Raw genomic sequence first — 15,539 nt, 5'->3', positions numbered from 1 at the left:
CGCGCTTCAGTCGACGAACACTATTCGTCGATTTCCGAGCCCTCGGACGTTGAAACTTCCATCTCTGCCTCGTCGATCGTGCTTTCGATGCCAAAGTCCATGCCATGCTTTTTGAAGTAGGCGCTGAGGATTATCTGGCTCTGCGCGTCGAACGGGTTGTCGCGAAAGTTAATTGCTTCAGCAACCTCTCCGGGAAGTTCGAGGATATCGCTGGGCATCTCGGTGATCGCATTACCGCTTAAATCAGCCTTCATCAGGCGCTTGAGCTGGAACAGGCCATCCGGGATTTGCTGGATGCCGGTGTTGTTGAGTATCAGGTCTGTCAGCGAATTCAGTTGCCGCAGATCCGGTGCCAGTGCCAAGGGATTGAAGCTCAGGTCGAGAATCTCAAGGTTCACCATCTCCCCGAGGGCCGCTCTACTGTGCGCGCTCAGAGTGATGTTGCATTCCGTCAGATACAGCACGGTCAGATCACCCATTCTGAAAATCGCTTGAGGAATGTCGTCGAGTGAGAACTCGCGAATGTTTAGCGTCCTGAGTTTGGGAAAGCAATTCAGGAACTGGTTGGCACCCGACGTGGCGCCTTCTTCGCTAAACAAGGTCAAGGTCGACACATGACTGAAGTCTGCGTTCAGCGCCGGTAATTCCCCGATGATCGTGGTAGGCAGGTTTAGCTCGTACAGCGTCTCACCGTGCTCGCCGAGTTCGTCGAACTCGCTTTCTTTGCGCCAGCATTCTTCGACCAGGGCCTTGAACTCATCGCGTGCAGATTGCTCCTCCGCCAGTTCGACCAAGGTGAACGGGTTGTTGGTGAATGGGTTGATGGCCGGAATATCACCGGTCCAGGCGTCCAGATCCTCTCTGAGGCTCAAGTACTCGTTCTCCAGTCGAGTCAGTTCAATTCGAGCGTCATGCGTGAGCCCGGCCAGACGATAAAAAAACTGGCTGGCTTCCTGGACGTTAAACAACGAATAGAGATGTTTTACTCGCGTGATGTCGACCTCTTCACAGAGCACCCCCAGCGTTTGCCCAAACTGGTGAAAGTGCGCTCTGATCCTGTCGCGTGTCACGCTCGACCAAGGGTTGCGGGCAAAATCGAAACCTGAAGTGACTTCCGGCGGGTAATGGAAAAAACCCAAAGGTATGTCACTGATCTGGTTGTTGTTGAAAATACCGGTCGTCAGTTTCGGATGATTCACCAGGCCGTTGGGAAGATCAGCGATTCCGGTGTCGGCAAGGTCGATGTAGGTCAGCGCGGGCATGTTTGTGATGTCCGGCGCGCGTCCCAATGGATTGCCATACAGATCCAGCGCGCTCAGTGAGGTCAGCCCGTTCAACGTTGTCATTGCTGCGTCATCAAGGGTGATGCCGCACTCCGCCAGTATCAATTGAGTGAGGTGGGGCATGACTCTAACGGCTTGGGGCACATTCCCAAGATTGAAACTGCGAATCTCCAGATGTTGCAATCGCGGGAAATAACCCAGAAAACGCTCGGCGCCCAGTACGCCGCGACTGCCTTCCAGTGATAAGTGCGTGACGTGGCTGAAATCTGCTGTGAGCTGCGGAAGCTCTCCAACGATCGGAAGAGCGAATTGCAGCAGTGATTGTGCCTCGGGACTTTCGCTGTCGAGCGTTGTGCGTTCTAGCCAGCAACGCTGCAGAGCTTCCTTGAAGGCCAGTCGATTGTTTTTGGCTTCGGAGAACGTCGCAACATCCAGCCGGGTGCCGGTCACTGGATGCAGCCTGGGTGTTTGCGCTGTCCAGTCGTTCAGATCCTGTCGCAATTTAGCCAGTTCGGCAGTCAGCCGAGACAACTCCACGCGAGGGCCCGCCGGGTAGGTCATCAGTCTTTGCATGAATGCTTGAAATTGCTCAGGCGTAAATGACGGGTTGAGCGCCATCGCCTCTTGTTCAAGCACCGGAAGATAGGGGTTGAAGTGTCTATAGCCTTCGCTGCCTCCCGGTAAACGCATGGTGTGCGGATCGTAGGTTGGCTTGAGTTCGCGGTGCAGGGCGAGGATTTTTTGCAGATCGTCGCGGGCTAATGCGTGCTTGCGGATAGTCTGTTTGAGCTTCGCGCCAGCACCGATGTCGATGCCCAGCGCGTCACGTGCATTGTCGGGCAAGGCTTGCAACACGGCGTTGTAGAAATCGAGCGCCGCCGACAATGGCTGGCTCTCATCGTCGAAAGCCTGGTAACGGCCGTCTTCAAGCAGCACCAGGGTTTTGTGCAGGGTGGCATCGCCGGGGTCAATACTGTCGCGCAATGTGCCGCGAGTACCGTATTCACGGACGTCGATTCGCAGGTTTTTTGGCCATCCCGTGACACGTTCGAGTGAATGCAATGCCAGCCGATGAGTGTCCAGCGGGTTGATCGAATCCAGGTACAAACCTTCAAAGGCGCGACTGCTGCGAACGTCCTCCAGGGCCCAGCGCGACAGTTGCATGAGCCGTTTCGGGACGAGTGATTGCTTGAGTTGTTGGCGTTCTTCGCCCGTGGCAGTGCGCAGGATTTCCCGGACGACGCTGGTAGGGAGACCGGGCGTTGCGTCGATGAGTGCGCGCGAAGCCGCGTCGGTGCTGTATTCGAGTGCGCGGTAGCGTGCATTGAACAGGATGTTGCGACGCTCGGTGGCGATGTCCGCCAAGGTTTTGCGCAGTGCGCGCGCTCGTGCGGTAAAGGCTTGGGGAGGTCGGCCAGGTTCTTCTTTCAATAGTGTCTTGAGATCACTTTCATCTAGCTTCGCCAACAGGTTCGTGAGCAGATCACCTGACCCCGGCGGCGGTTCGTACAGCTCAATCATCGGCAAATCCTGGCGGTTGCTTTGCCAAACGGTCTCGCCTTTAGCGTTGAGTAAACGCAGGCTTTTGTCCTCGGGCCAAGGGCAATGTTCGGTCAGCAGTTGCAATTGGGTGGTCGGCTCGGCGTGGGAAAATTCTGCGAGGTGAGGGCTGTTCATTTGATCGATGAACGTGCGAATGCCTTTGTCGATGCTGAAGCGTTTTAGGGTGTCCTCCAGCAAGGGTGGAAGTGGCTCGCGCTCAGCGTGAAATTTGCGCAACACATCTTCGTGATAACCGCTGCTGCTGAGGGCGTGTTCCAGTTCGGTGGGTGACAGGCTGTCGACCGTGTGGCCGATCCGTCGCAGCAGTTTGTCGGTTGGCCAGGTGAGCGGGCGATCAAGTTCCGTTTGCCAGGTGCCCGTGTGGAAGTGTTGAAGCGCTGGAGGATAGGCATCCGCACGGGTCGGGTGATCAATTCGAAAGCCGCTGGTGCCTGGCTCAGGTCTGACGGCGAAGACTTTGCCGTCCAGCGGCAGCAGTAGTTTTCCATCGCCATGATGCAAGCCGTGCTGATTCGGCAGGGAGTCTTTCGCCAACGAAACATCTTGCTCGTAGGGCGCAAGGTCAGCTTTCCAGTAGAGGGTTTTTCCGTTCGGTGCGATGACGGGTTTGAACCGGTCGATAAAGCGTACGACATGCTCCGGCAGCACATTTCGAAACTCGCCTGCGACCAGCATGCCGCCAGCGGCGAACGTTCCCAACTGCACAACCGATTCCACCGCGTCCAGCAGGTGCAGAAATGCTTCGGTGCGTTGCCCCTGCGCCCATTCGATGATGCCTTCAAAAGTCTCGTCCAGAAACTGATAGGCCATATAACCCAGCATCAGTTCGCCCAGAAACGGCACGAACGGCATGGCCACGAAAGCAGCGACGTTGAGCAGTGATGAAGCGATGTTCACCAGTGAATCCCAAAACGCCCAACGCGCCTGCTGATCAACCGATGCTGTTGGTACTGCAAGGCTTGGCCCGTCGTTGAGGATTTTGTTTAGTGCGTCCTCGAATTGCTGCTGCCATAACGATGCCTGGATGATCTGGGCGCGAAACTGCAGGTCGGGTTTTTCAACCGCTACTTCACGCCAGGCAGGTTTTGGATCGCCTCGTTCGTGCGGGTAAAACTGAATCTGGGTCAAGCGTGCCTTGAGTGTTGAAAAGAAGCGGCCGCGTTCGCTGTGCGCAATAAACCGACTGAAAAAATCCTGGTAGTCGCTTTCGCGCAACTGACGCGTCAGTTCGGCGGAGAAGGCGGCGCTGGAGGCGTATTCCTTGATCGGGTGCACTGGGTCGTTCGGCACATAGACCACCACGCGACTGGCGTGTTCGCTGCTGTTCAGGTCGGGCGCAAAAACAATGATGCCGTGCAGTTCAGACGACAGCAGTGACAGGCTCTGGCTGCGCAGGGGTTCGCCGTCGAGCCGCATGCCTTGCAGACCGTCGATCAAACCGCTGATCAGGCGGAACAGATCCTCCTGAATGTCGTTGTTCATCCGCGCGTACAACAGCGCCGATTTCAGTGCAGCCTTCTGACTGGTTTCAACGTGCAAACGTAAGGTCGCCGCGACGTCGGGTCGGGTGACACCCAGTTGATGTTGCAGATGCTGCTGGTATTGCGCGCCGATATCGAGCGTTCGGCACAGTTTGATGAAGTCGGGTATCGATAGCGTCCGGGTGATGTCCGGGAGCGTTTCGAATTGCGCGTGCTCGTCTGGCCGGGTGATGAAGCAGGAGTCGGGGTCGAACTCATCCGCTTCGGTTTCGTGGCGCTCGAAGTTATGCAGCGCCGCATCCAGCAATGACACGCTCCAGATCCGCTGGGCGCCCGTGGAGAATCCGAACCAGGGATTTGTCACCGGAATGTACAGGCGCACGAAGGTGTTTTTGACGTCGAGTGTCAGGCCGACCTGATCCTTGATGGCCGCTGTCAGCAACGGCGCGGCAAAGGCGTCGACATCCTTGAGATCGGCGAGCAGGCGATCCACCTGGTTTTGCGCTGTCCAGTACTGAGCATTCAGAGTACGCAGATGAGCCTGATGGCGACGAGGAGAACTTGCCAGCCCAGGTTCAGGGTGTGGCGTGCCGCGCCGCAAAGCATGTCTTCGAAGTGCCGAAGCGTTCGCCAGCCAATCAGGTGTGGCGTGATGCAAATGCAGAAAATGTGTGTCGTCGTGCTCGGCCACGAAAGCGTCGAGACGGACGGTAGGTTGAAGCGGTTGTGACAGGTTCATACGCTCATCCATTAGCGTGTGGAGAGCGCCCAGCAAATCAGAAAAAAAATCATCATGTGCGGTACATAGTTACCGCACATGGAATTCTTCGATCAAATACAGTGAAGCCACCGCAGATCCGCCCGGGCAGTTTAAACTGCGCCTTTGCGACGCTATATGTCGCATTGCCGTAAACCCGGGAAAATCCGGGGTTTGCGCTATAAGAAGTTGTCGCTTGGCGGCAAGGCCGGGCTGAAAACTGTCCTTACAATCCCCCCATCGCTCGCCAGTTTCAGGCGGGTGTTCCTCTTCAGGAGACTCCGATGTCCGTTGAGCACGCTGCGGTACAACGCGCCGATTTCGACCAGGTAATGGTTCCCAACTACGCGCCTGCCGCTTTCATTCCGGTGCGTGGCGCCGGTTCCCGCGTCTGGGATCAGGCCGGCCGCGAGCTGATCGACTTCGCCGGCGGGATTGCCGTTAACGTATTGGGCCACGCGCACCCGGCGCTGGTCGGTGCATTGACCGAACAGGCGAACAAGCTGTGGCACGTGTCCAACGTGTTCACCAACGAGCCAGCCCTGCGTCTTGCGCACAAGCTGATCGACGCCACGTTCGCCGAGCGCGTGTTCTTCTGCAACTCCGGCGCTGAAGCCAACGAGGCCGCTTTCAAGCTGGCCCGTCGTGTTGCGTTCGACCGTTTCGGCACTGAGAAATACGAAATCATCGCTGCGCTGAACAGCTTCCACGGCCGTACGTTGTTCACCGTTAACGTCGGTGGCCAGTCGAAGTACTCCGACGGTTTCGGCCCGAAAATCACCGGCATCACCCACGTTCCTTATAACGACCTGGCCGCGCTGAAAGCGGCGGTTTCCGACAAGACCTGTGCGGTCGTGCTGGAACCGATCCAGGGCGAGGGCGGCGTGCTGCCAGCCGAATTGGCGTACCTGCAAGGTGCCCGCGAACTCTGCGACGCGAACAACGCGCTGCTGGTATTCGACGAAGTGCAAACCGGCATGGGCCGCAGCGGCAAGCTGTTCGCCTACCAGCATTACGGCGTGACTCCGGACATCCTCACCAGCGCCAAGAGCCTGGGCGGCGGTTTCCCGATCGCGGCGATGCTGACCACCGAAGCGCTGGCCAAACATCTGGTTGTCGGCACTCACGGCACCACCTACGGCGGCAACCCGCTGGCGTGCGCGGTCGCTGAAGCGGTGATCGACGTGATCAATACCCCGGAAGTGCTGAACGGCGTGAACGCCAAGCACGACAAGTTCAAGGCACGCCTTGAGCAGGTCGGCGAGAAATACGGCTTGTTCACTCAGGTGCGTGGCCTCGGTCTGCTGATCGGTTGCGTGCTCAGCGATGCGTGGAAAGGCAAGGCTAAAGACATCTTCAACGCCGCTGAAAAAGAAGGCCTGATGATTCTGCAAGCCGGCCCGGACGTGATCCGTTTCGCCCCGAGCCTGGTGGTGGAAGACGCTGATATCGATGCCGGTCTGGATCGTTTCGAGCGCGCTGCTGCAGCACTGACGCAAGCCTGATAGACCTTTCGGCGCCTGGAGCTTTTCAGGCGTCGATCAAAATTTTGATGCCGGACCAGATCAACTGTAGGAGTGAGCCTGCTCGCGATTGCGTTATGTCAGTCAACTCATTGGTTTCTGACAGACCGCAATCGCGAGCAGGCTCACTCCTACATTGATCTCCATGTAGGCCCGGTTATTTTTTCTGTGAATTGATAAGAGAAAAGGAGTGACACCATGCTGGTGATGCGCCCCGCGCAAATGGCTGATCTGGGCGAGGTACAGCGTCTGGCTGCGGACAGCCCGATTGGTGTCACTTCCTTGCCGGATGACGTGGAACGTCTGAGCGACAAGATCGCCGCGAGCGAAGCGTCGTTTTCCGCCGAAGTGAGCTTCAACGGTGAAGAGAGTTACTTCTTCGTTCTCGAAGAATCCACCACCGGCAAACTGGTCGGTTGCTCGGCGATTGTCGCGTCCGCCGGTTACTCGGAGCCGTTCTACAGCTTCCGTAACGAGACCTTCGTCCACGCCTCCCGCGAGTTGAAGATCCACAACAAGATTCACGTGCTCTCGCAGTGCCACGACTTGACCGGCAACAGCTTGCTGACCAGTTTCTACGTGCAGCGTGAGCTGGTCGGGTCGCCGTGGTCGGAGCTGAATTCCCGTGGCCGTCTGCTGTTCGTCGCCAGCCATCCCGAACGTTTCGCTGATTCGGTGGTGACCGAGATCGTTGGTTACAGCGATGAGAATGGCGACTCGCCGTTCTGGGACGCGATTGGTCGTAACTTCTTCGACCTCAATTACGCCGAAGCCGAACGCCTGTGCGGGCTGAAAAGCCGCACGTTCCTCGCCGAATTGATGCCGCATTACCCGATCTACGTGCCGTTGCTGCCGGATTCCGCCCAAGAGGCGATGGGCCAAGTGCACCCGCGTGCGCAGATCACCTTCGACATCCTGATGCGCGAAGGCTTCGAGACCGATCACTACATCGACATTTTCGACGGTGGCCCGACCCTGCATGCGCGTGTTTCGGGGATCCGTTCGATCGCCCAAAGCCGTGTGGTGCCAGTGAAGATCGGCGAGCCGGTGAAAGGCGCCGGGCGCCAGTATCTGGTGGCGAACGCGCAGTTGCAGGATTACCGCGCGGTGCTGCTGGAACTGGATTACGCGCCGGGTAAACCGGTGACTCTGGATCTGGAAGCGGCCGAAGCCCTGGGCGTCGGTGAAGGTGCCAGCGTGCGCCTGGTGGCGGTTTAACGCCTTAGCGAGTTTCACGGGTGGCGAAGGCGGCCCGTTTGAGGAGATAGCATGATTGTTCGTCCCGTACGCAGCAGCGATTTATCCGCGCTGATCGACCTGGCCCGTAGCACCGGCACCGGCCTGACCACTTTGCCGGCCAACGAAGAACGTCTGGCCCATCGGGTCGGCTGGGCCGAGAAGACCTTTCGCGGCGAAGCCGGCCGTGGTGATGCGGACTACCTGTTCGTGCTCGAAGACGATGACGGCCGCGTGGTGGGGATTTCCGCCATTGCCGGCGCGGTCGGCATGCGTGAGCCTTGGTACAACTTCCGTGTCGGCCTCACCGTCAGCGCCTCGCAAGAACTGAATATCTATCGCGAGATTCCGACGCTGTTTCTGGCCAACGACCTGACCGGTAATTCCGAGCTGTGCTCGTTGTTCCTGCACGCCGATTACCGCAGCGGTCTGAACGGTCGCATGCTGTCGAAGGCGCGGATGCTGTTCATCGCGGAATTCCCTGAATTGTTCGGCAACAAGATCATCGCCGAAATGCGCGGTGTCTCCGATGACGCCGGCCGTTCGCCGTTCTGGGAAAGCCTCGGTCGGCACTTCTTCAAGATGGAATTCAGCCAGGCCGACTACCTCACCGGTGTCGGCAACAAGGCGTTCATCGCTGAACTGATGCCGAAATTCCCGCTGTACACCTGCTTTCTGTCCGAAGGCGCGCGTCAGGTCATCGGCCAGGTTCACCCGGACACCGAGCCAGCCTTGGCGATGCTCAAGGGCGAAGGTTTCAGCTATCAGGGTTACGTCGACATCTTCGACGCCGGCCCGGCCATCGAATGCGAAACCGGCAAGATCCGCGCGGTGCGTGACAGCGAAGCGCTGGTGCTCGCCGTGGGTACGCCGGGCGACGACGCCACGCCGTTCATCATCCATAACCGCAAGCGCGAAGACTGCCGCATCACCGCTGCGCCGGCGCGTCTCGCTGCCGGTACTTTGGTGGTCGATCCGCAGACCGCCAAACGTCTTCAACTCAACGCTGGCGATCAAGTGCGCGCCGTGGCGTTGTCCGCTGCACGGGAGTCGAAATAATGAATTCGCTATACATCGCAGGTGAGTGGCTGGCCGGTCAGGGCGAGGCCTTTCAATCGCTGAACCCGGTGACCCAGCAAGTGCTGTGGTCGGGGGAGGGCGCCACGGCGGCTCAGGTTGAATCGGCTGTGCAAGCTGCGCGTCAGGCGTTTCCAGGCTGGGCGCGTCGCACGCTGGACGAGCGCATCACGGTGCTTGAAGCTTTCGCCGCGTCGCTGAAAAACCACGCTGACGAACTGGCTCGCACCATTGGTGAAGAGACCGGCAAACCGCTGTGGGAATCGGCGACCGAAGTGACCAGCATGGTCAACAAGATCGCGATTTCGGTGCAGAGCTACCGCGAGCGTACCGGCGAGAAGAGCGGCCCGTTGGGCGACGCCACTGCTGTGCTGCGCCACAAACCGCACGGCGTGGTCGCAGTATTCGGCCCTTACAACTTCCCTGGCCACTTGCCAAACGGCCACATCGTGCCGGCGCTGCTGGCGGGTAACAGCGTGCTGTTCAAGCCGAGCGAACTGACCCCGAAAGTGGCCGAGCTGACGGTCAAGTGCTGGATCGAAGCCGGTCTGCCAGCGGGTGTTCTGAACCTGCTGCAAGGCGCCCGGGAAACCGGTATCGCGCTGGCCGCGATCCCGGGCATCGACGGTCTGTTCTTCACCGGTTCTAGCCGCACGGGCAATCATCTGCACCAGCAATTCGCCGGTCGTCCGGACAAGATTCTGGCGCTGGAGATGGGCGGTAACAACCCGCTGGTGGTTGATCAGGTCGCGGATCGGGATGCAGCGGTTTACACGATTATTCAGTCGGCGTTCATCTCTGCCGGTCAGCGTTGCACCTGCGCACGTCGCTTGCTGGTGCCGCAAGGCGCGTGGGGCGACAGCCTGCTCAAGCGTCTGGTTGAAGTCAGCGCGACCATTGAAGTCGGCGCATTCGATCAGCAACCGGCACCGTTCATGGGCTCGGTGATTTCCCTCGGCGCGGCGAAAGCGCTGATGGACGCTCAAGAACATCTGCTGGCCAACGGCGCGGTGTCGCTGCTGGAAATGACTCAGCCGCAAGCACAAGCCGCGTTGCTGACGCCGGGCATCGTTGATGTGACGGCGGTTGCCGAGCGTCCGGACGAAGAACTGTTCGGCCCGTTGCTGCAAGTGATCCGCTACGTTGATTTTGAAGCAGCGATCGTTGAAGCCAACAACACCGCTTATGGGCTTGCTGCGGGTTTGCTGTCGGATTCCGAAGCGCGTTATCAGCAGTTCTGGCTGGAAAGCCGCGCCGGCATCGTCAACTGGAACAAACAACTGACCGGCGCTGCGAGCAGCGCGCCGTTTGGTGGGGTGGGTGCTTCCGGCAATCATCGCGCCAGCGCCTATTACGCGGCGGATTACTGCGCGTACCCGGTGGCGTCGCTGGAAACACCGAGCCTGGTATTGCCTGCCTCTCTGACACCCGGCGTGAAGATGGCGTGATGCCCATTCGCGAGCAAGCTCGCTCCCACAAGTGCGATGAAGATCCCTGTGGGAGCGAGCTTGCTCGCGAAGGCCGCGCTGCGGTCTAAAAGAATAGTTACTGAAGCCTATAACAACAGATTCTCGTGGAGCCTCGCTGATGAAATCCTATGAAGTCAATTTTGACGGTCTAGTGGGGCCGACCCATAACTACGGTGGTCTGTCCTACGGCAACGTTGCGTCCCAGAGCAACAGCCAGCAATCCTCGAACCCGAAGGAAGCGGCGCTGCAAGGTCTGGCGAAGATGAAAGCGCTGATGGAAATGGGCTTTCAGCAAGGCGTACTGGCACCGCAGGAACGTCCGGACGTGGCCGCTCTGCGCCGTCTGGGTTTCAGCGGTACCGACGCGCAAGTGATCGAGCGCGCCGCCAAAGAAGCCATGCCGCTGTTGGTTGCCAGTTGCTCGGCGTCGAGCATGTGGGTGGCCAACGCCGCCACGGTCAGCCCGAGTGCCGACACTGCTGACGGTCGCGTGCATTTCACCGCCGCCAACCTCAATTGCAAATACCACCGCAGCATCGAGCACCCGACCACCAGCCGTGTGCTCGGCGCAATGTTCGCCAATCAGCAGCACTTCGCCCATCACGCCGCGTTGCCGGCGGTGGCGCAGTTCGGCGACGAAGGCGCGGCCAACCACACGCGTTTCTGCCGTGAGTACGGCGAGGCGGGCGTTGAGTTCTTCGTGTTCGGTCGCAGCGCATTCGATAACCGTTTCCCGGCGCCGCAAAAGTACCCGGCGCGGCAAACCCTCGAAGCCTCGCAAGCCGTTGCGCGCCTGCACGGTCTGCGTGACGAAGGCGTGGTTTACGCCCAGCAGAACCCGAACGTGATCGATCAGGGCGTGTTCCACAACGACGTGATTGCTGTGGGTAATGGCGAGGTCTTGTTCTATCACGAGGACGCGTTCCTCGACACCGAGTCGATGCTGGCCGAGCTGCAAAGCAAACTGGCCAAAGTCGGTGGCAACTTCCAGTCGGTGTGTGTGCCGCGTTCGGCAGTCACCGTGGATGACGCGGTGCGCTCGTACCTGTTCAACAGCCAATTGCTCTCGCGTCCTGACGGTTCGATGCTGTTGATCGTGCCGCAAGAGTGCCAGGCCAACGAACGCGTCTGGGCTTACCTGCAAAGCCTGACCAGCTCCGGCGGTCTGATCCGCGAAGTGAAAGTTTTCGATCTCAAGCAAAGCATGCAGAACGGCGGTGGCCCGGCGTGCCTGCGACTGCGCGTCGCGCTCAACGAAACCGAACTGGCAGCCGTCAACCCAGGGGTTATCATGACCGCACCTTTGTACGGTTCGTTGACCGCATGGGTCGAGAAGCACTACCGCGACCGCCTGAGCGAAACTGATCTGGCGGATCCGCAGTTGCTACTTGAATGCCGGACGGCACTGGATGAACTGACGCAAATCCTTAAACTGGGCGCGGTTTATCCATTCCAGATCAATTGATGGCCGGCGCGCCGCCTGAACGCGGCGCGCGGCTTGTCTCACCAAGAGAGTAAAAACATGAGCGATTCCCTGCAGCTGATCCTTGAAGACACCGACGGCACGCAACTGGAGACCTCCTGCACCCGCGTTGCGGTCATGTGGCAAGGCAAAGAGCTGTGGATTCAGCAGGACGGCCGTGGCCAGTTGCTGATCGGCGTGGACGTTGAAGAAGGTGACGCCGAATACGCCAACCTGCTGCTGCGCCCATTGGCGACTAATCTGGTAAGTCTGCAACTGGAAATGGAACCGGCTGACGCTGGCGACGACGAAGACCACGTGCACGGCCCGGATTGCAACCACGACCACTAAGGAAACCGCTCTATGCTCGCCCTCGGCAAACTGCTTGAACTGACCCTCGCCGGCCGCGAACCGGCGGAGAAGACTCAACTGACTGTCGAAGGCGTGCGCATGCGCTGGTTGAGCGAGGGGGCGCTGGAAGTCCGGCCACCCGAAGCGCGCGACAATGGCCTGGATCTACTGCTGTCGGCAGGGATCCATGGCAACGAAACAGCGCCGATCGAGTTGCTTGATCGGCTGCTGCACGACATCGCACGCGGCGATCTGAAGCCGCGCGCACGCATTCTGTTCCTGTTCGGCAACCCCGAGGCGATTCGCAAAGGCGAGCGCTTTGTCGAGCAGGACGTCAATCGGCTGTTCAATGGCCGTCACGAACAAAGCAGTGGCACAGAAGCACTGCGAGCCTGTGAGCTGGAACGTTTGGCGGCGAGTTTCTTCAGCCTGCCGGATCGCCAGCGCCTGCACTACGACCTGCACACAGCGATTCGCGGTTCGAAGATCGAGCAGTTCGCGCTGTATCCGTGGAAAGAAGGTCGCCAGCATTCACGCCTTGAACTGGCGCGCCTGCGCGCTGCCGGGATGGAAGCGGTGCTGCTGCAGAACAAACCTTCGATCGTGTTCAGCTCTTACACCTACGACAAGCTCGGCGCCGAGGCTTTCACGCTGGAACTGGGCAAGGCGCGGCCGTTCGGGCAGAACGACGGGGTTAACGTCTCGCTGCTGGAAACTCGCTTAAAGCAGATCATTGAAGGCACTGAACCAGAGATGGCTGAAGCGCAGCTGGATGGTTTGCAGTTGTTCAGTGTCGCGCGGGAAATCATCAAGCACAGCGATGCGTTCCGCCTGAACCTGCCGCAGGACGTCGAAAACTTTTCCGAGTTGGAGATGGGCTATGTGTTGGCCGAGGATCTGGCCAATACCCGCTGGATCATTGAGGAAGAGGGCGCACGAATCATCTTCCCTAATCCCAAGGTCAAGAACGGCCTGCGCGCGGGCATCCTGATCGTCCCGACCAGCGACGAAAACCTCGCCTGACCCGATGATCGTTCCCACGCTCCGCGTGGGAATGCAGCCCGGGACGCTCCGCGTCTCAAAGCGGACGCTGAGCGTCCATTGAGGCATTCCCACGCAGAGCGTGGGAACGATCTTTAGAGACTTAGACGGCTACTGCATGCGGCTCGGTACGGCGCAGTGCGCGAACCTTGCGTAGCGTATCCGCGCAAGTCCGCGCCGCTTCCTGACCCTTGTGTACAAAGTGCTCAAAGAAGAATTTCTGATGTTCGTCACCCGCATGGAAGTGATGCGGCGTCAGCGACACCGAGAACACCGGCACTTCGGTTTCCAGTTGCACTTGCATCAGGCCGCTGACCACCGATTGGGCGACGAACTCGTGACGGTAGATGCCGCCATCCACCACCAGGGCTGCGGCAACGATGCCGGCGTAACGACCGGTTTTGGCCAGCAATTTGGCGTGCAGAGGCATTTCAAAAGCGCCGCCGACTTCGAAGATGTCGATGTCCGATTCCTGATAACCCAGGGCAATCATTTCGGCGACGAAGCCTTTACGGCTCTGGTCGACGATTTCTTTGTGCCAGCAGGCCTGGATGAACGCAACGCGCTCGCCGTGTGGGTGTTTGCTTTTGCTGTCGATAGCGGTGGGTTGCATGTTCTGACTCCTGTTTGTGTGAAAAACAGGGCGTTATGAATCGAAAGGGATTCAAGGGTGCGCACACGCACAACATCGCGCGGACGGCCCTTTGGCGTTAATCCCGTTCTCTCTTCATCCGGACTATGACCGTCGGCCCCGGGATCACACCGGGTCTGCTGACCTTGCCGCCGATCTCAACCGAAGTCGTATTCGTCGCCAAGCGCTCGCGGGCTATGCGCATTGCGCGCAATTACCGCCGGTGGGGAATTGCACCCCGCCCTGAGAACGTTTTTGCCGCCCTTTCGCGGGCGGCGCAGCGTTTTTAACACATATTTTCAGGGCTTGCATACTCAATACCGGCCGACCGAAATACACAACCTGTGGGAGCGGGCTTGCTCGCGAAAGCGATTTAACCTTCAACGCAAATGTTGTCCGGCAGTCCGCCTTCGCGAGCAAGCCCGCTCCCACATGGATTGCGCTTTCCTGAGGAGTTACGTGGCCTTTTCTCATTAAAGGCTTGAATAATCTGCCTCATGACCGCAGTAATTGACCTTCGTAAAGGGATTTCCCCTGCTGAATTGAGGCCAGGTTCATGAGCGTTATCGATCTTCGCAGCGACACCGTCACCCAACCGACACCCGCCATGCTCGACGCGATGACCGCGGCCGACACCGGTGACGATGTGTACGGCGAAGACCCGACGGTCAATCGTCTGGAAGCCGAACTGGCTCAACGCTTGGGCTTTGCCGCAGCGCTGTTCGTGCCGACCGGCACCATGAGCAATCTGTTGGGATTGATGGCGCACTGCGAGCGCGGCGACGAATACGTCGTGGGTCAGCAGGCGCACACCTACAGGTACGAGGGCGGCGGCGCGGCGGTGCTCGGTTCGATTCAACCGCAGCCGCTGGAAGTGCAGGCCGACGGTTCGCTGGATCTGGATCAAGTCGCGGCGGCGATCAAACCGGACGACTTCCATTTCGCTCGCACCCGTTTGCTGGCGCTGGAAAACACCATGCAAGGCAAAGTGCTGCCGCTGGAATATCTGGCGCGGGCGCGTAAATTCACCCAAGACCACGGCTTGCAGTTGCACCTCGACGGCGCGCGACTTTACAACGCGGCGGTCAAGCTCGGGGTTGATGCGCGGGAGATCACCCAGTATTTCGATTCGGTATCGGTGTGCCTGTCCAAAGGCCTCGGTGCGCCAGTGGGATCGGTGCTGTGCGGTTCCGGGCAACTGATCGGCAAGGCCCGGCGTTTGCGCAAAATGGTCGGCGGCGGCATGCGTCAGGCCGGGTTGCTGGCGGCGGCGGGGCTGTATGCGCTGGATCACAACGTCGAACGCCTGGCGGATGACCACGCCAACGCGCAGTTTTTGGCCGATGGTCTGCGTGAAGCAGGTTTCAGCGTTGAACCGGTGCAAACCAACATGGTTTATGTGCAAATGGGCGACAAAGCCGAAGCGATCAAGGCGTTTGCCGGCGAACGCGGGATCAAGTTGAGCGCCGCCGCGCGTCTGCGTATGGTCACGCACATGGACGTCAGTCGCGCGCAAATCGAGCAAGTGATCGCGACATTCGTCGACTTTTCGCGCAAGTGACAGCGTTAGCCGTCCAATTGACCGTTTCTATCGTATAAACACGCTGTACCCCGCGCGCAGGGCCGATATAATGCGGCCCTTTGCCGTCGCTTCGTCTGTTGACG

At 59.2% G+C, this 15,539-nt stretch carries 10 protein-coding genes and 1 riboswitch; of the genes, 8 read left to right on the top strand and 2 right to left on the bottom strand.

All coding sequences use genetic code 11. The features are described from left to right. Positions 1 to 20 precede the first annotated feature (20 nt). The gene (locus KFS80_RS02100; RefSeq protein WP_212543942.1) at positions 21 to 5,018 is read right to left on the bottom strand and encodes a dermonecrotic toxin domain-containing protein; all 4,998 of its coding nucleotides are present in this window, start codon (positions 5,016 to 5,018) and stop codon (positions 21 to 23) included. A 350-nt stretch (positions 5,019 to 5,368) separates the two neighbouring features. Here KFS80_RS02100 and KFS80_RS02095 point away from each other — a divergent pair, with 350 nt between their 5' ends. The 7 genes from KFS80_RS02095 (at position 5,369) to astE (ending at position 13,225) form a co-directional block, all read left to right on the top strand. After that, entirely contained in the window at positions 5,369 to 6,589 is a 1,221-nt protein-coding gene (locus KFS80_RS02095) for an aspartate aminotransferase family protein (protein WP_212543838.1), read from the top strand. A gap of 216 nt (positions 6,590 to 6,805) precedes the next feature. Further along, positions 6,806 to 7,825 (top strand): arginine/ornithine succinyltransferase subunit alpha, encoded by a 1,020-nt coding sequence (gene aruF / locus KFS80_RS02090; protein WP_053122867.1) that lies wholly within the window; start codon positions 6,806 to 6,808, stop codon positions 7,823 to 7,825. A gap of 51 nt (positions 7,826 to 7,876) precedes the next feature. After that, positions 7,877 to 8,902: an arginine N-succinyltransferase gene (gene astA / locus KFS80_RS02085; RefSeq protein WP_053122864.1), complete on the top strand. Its 1,026-nt coding sequence runs from the start codon at positions 7,877 to 7,879 to the stop codon at positions 8,900 to 8,902. Then, positions 8,899 to 10,368, top strand: coding sequence for a succinylglutamate-semialdehyde dehydrogenase (astD, locus tag KFS80_RS02080; RefSeq protein WP_212543941.1), 1,470 nt, complete (start codon positions 8,899 to 8,901; stop codon positions 10,366 to 10,368). Before astA ends, astD begins: the two co-directional genes overlap by 4 nt. Before the next feature lie 139 nt (positions 10,369 to 10,507). Further along, positions 10,508 to 11,854: an N-succinylarginine dihydrolase gene (gene astB / locus KFS80_RS02075; protein WP_053122860.1), complete on the top strand. Its 1,347-nt coding sequence runs from the start codon at positions 10,508 to 10,510 to the stop codon at positions 11,852 to 11,854. A gap of 57 nt (positions 11,855 to 11,911) precedes the next feature. Next, on the top strand, positions 11,912 to 12,202 hold the full coding sequence (locus KFS80_RS02070) for a hypothetical protein (RefSeq protein ID WP_008077915.1): 291 nt from the start codon (positions 11,912 to 11,914) through the stop codon (positions 12,200 to 12,202). Positions 12,203 to 12,214: 12 nt separating this feature from the next. Then, positions 12,215 to 13,225 carry a succinylglutamate desuccinylase gene (gene astE, locus KFS80_RS02065; protein WP_212543837.1) on the top strand — a complete coding sequence of 337 codons (1,011 nt, stop codon included), beginning with the start codon at positions 12,215 to 12,217 and terminating at the stop codon, positions 13,223 to 13,225. 121 nt (positions 13,226 to 13,346) lie between these two features. Here the strand turns inward: astE and KFS80_RS02060 are convergent, their stop codons facing one another. After that, the gene (locus KFS80_RS02060; protein WP_007919335.1) at positions 13,347 to 13,856 is read right to left on the bottom strand and encodes a 6,7-dimethyl-8-ribityllumazine synthase; all 510 of its coding nucleotides are present in this window, start codon (positions 13,854 to 13,856) and stop codon (positions 13,347 to 13,349) included. 101 nt (positions 13,857 to 13,957) lie between these two features. After that, a riboswitch (FMN riboswitch) is annotated at positions 13,958 to 14,129 on the bottom strand. Between the two features lie 301 nt (positions 14,130 to 14,430). On the opposite strand from KFS80_RS02060, the gene ltaE reads away from it, so the two are divergent. Continuing rightward, complete coding sequence (gene ltaE, locus KFS80_RS02055) at positions 14,431 to 15,435, top strand: low-specificity L-threonine aldolase (protein WP_212543836.1); 1,005 nt, start codon at positions 14,431 to 14,433, stop codon at positions 15,433 to 15,435. Positions 15,436 to 15,539: the final 104 nt, after the last annotated feature.

The organism is Pseudomonas rustica (genome assembly GCF_018336155.1).
Lineage (GTDB): Bacteria > Pseudomonadota > Gammaproteobacteria > Pseudomonadales > Pseudomonadaceae > Aquipseudomonas > Aquipseudomonas rustica.
Note: the sequence above shows the minus strand (reverse complement) of the source record. Positions and strands in the feature narration are given on the sequence as shown.

Coding starts and splice junctions, on each gene's coding strand:
- astB (WP_053122860.1), top strand. CDS start 10,508: ATGAAATCCTATGAAGTCAATTTTGACGGTCTAGTGGGGCCGACCCAT.
- ltaE (WP_212543836.1), top strand. CDS start 14,431: ATGAGCGTTATCGATCTTCGCAGCGACACCGTCACCCAACCGACACCC.
- KFS80_RS02060 (WP_007919335.1), bottom strand. CDS start 13,856: ATGCAACCCACCGCTATCGACAGCAAAAGCAAACACCCACACGGCGAG.
- aruF (WP_053122867.1), top strand. CDS start 6,806: ATGCTGGTGATGCGCCCCGCGCAAATGGCTGATCTGGGCGAGGTACAG.
- astE (WP_212543837.1), top strand. CDS start 12,215: ATGCTCGCCCTCGGCAAACTGCTTGAACTGACCCTCGCCGGCCGCGAA.
- KFS80_RS02070 (WP_008077915.1), top strand. CDS start 11,912: ATGAGCGATTCCCTGCAGCTGATCCTTGAAGACACCGACGGCACGCAA.
- astA (WP_053122864.1), top strand. CDS start 7,877: ATGATTGTTCGTCCCGTACGCAGCAGCGATTTATCCGCGCTGATCGAC.
- KFS80_RS02095 (WP_212543838.1), top strand. CDS start 5,369: ATGTCCGTTGAGCACGCTGCGGTACAACGCGCCGATTTCGACCAGGTA.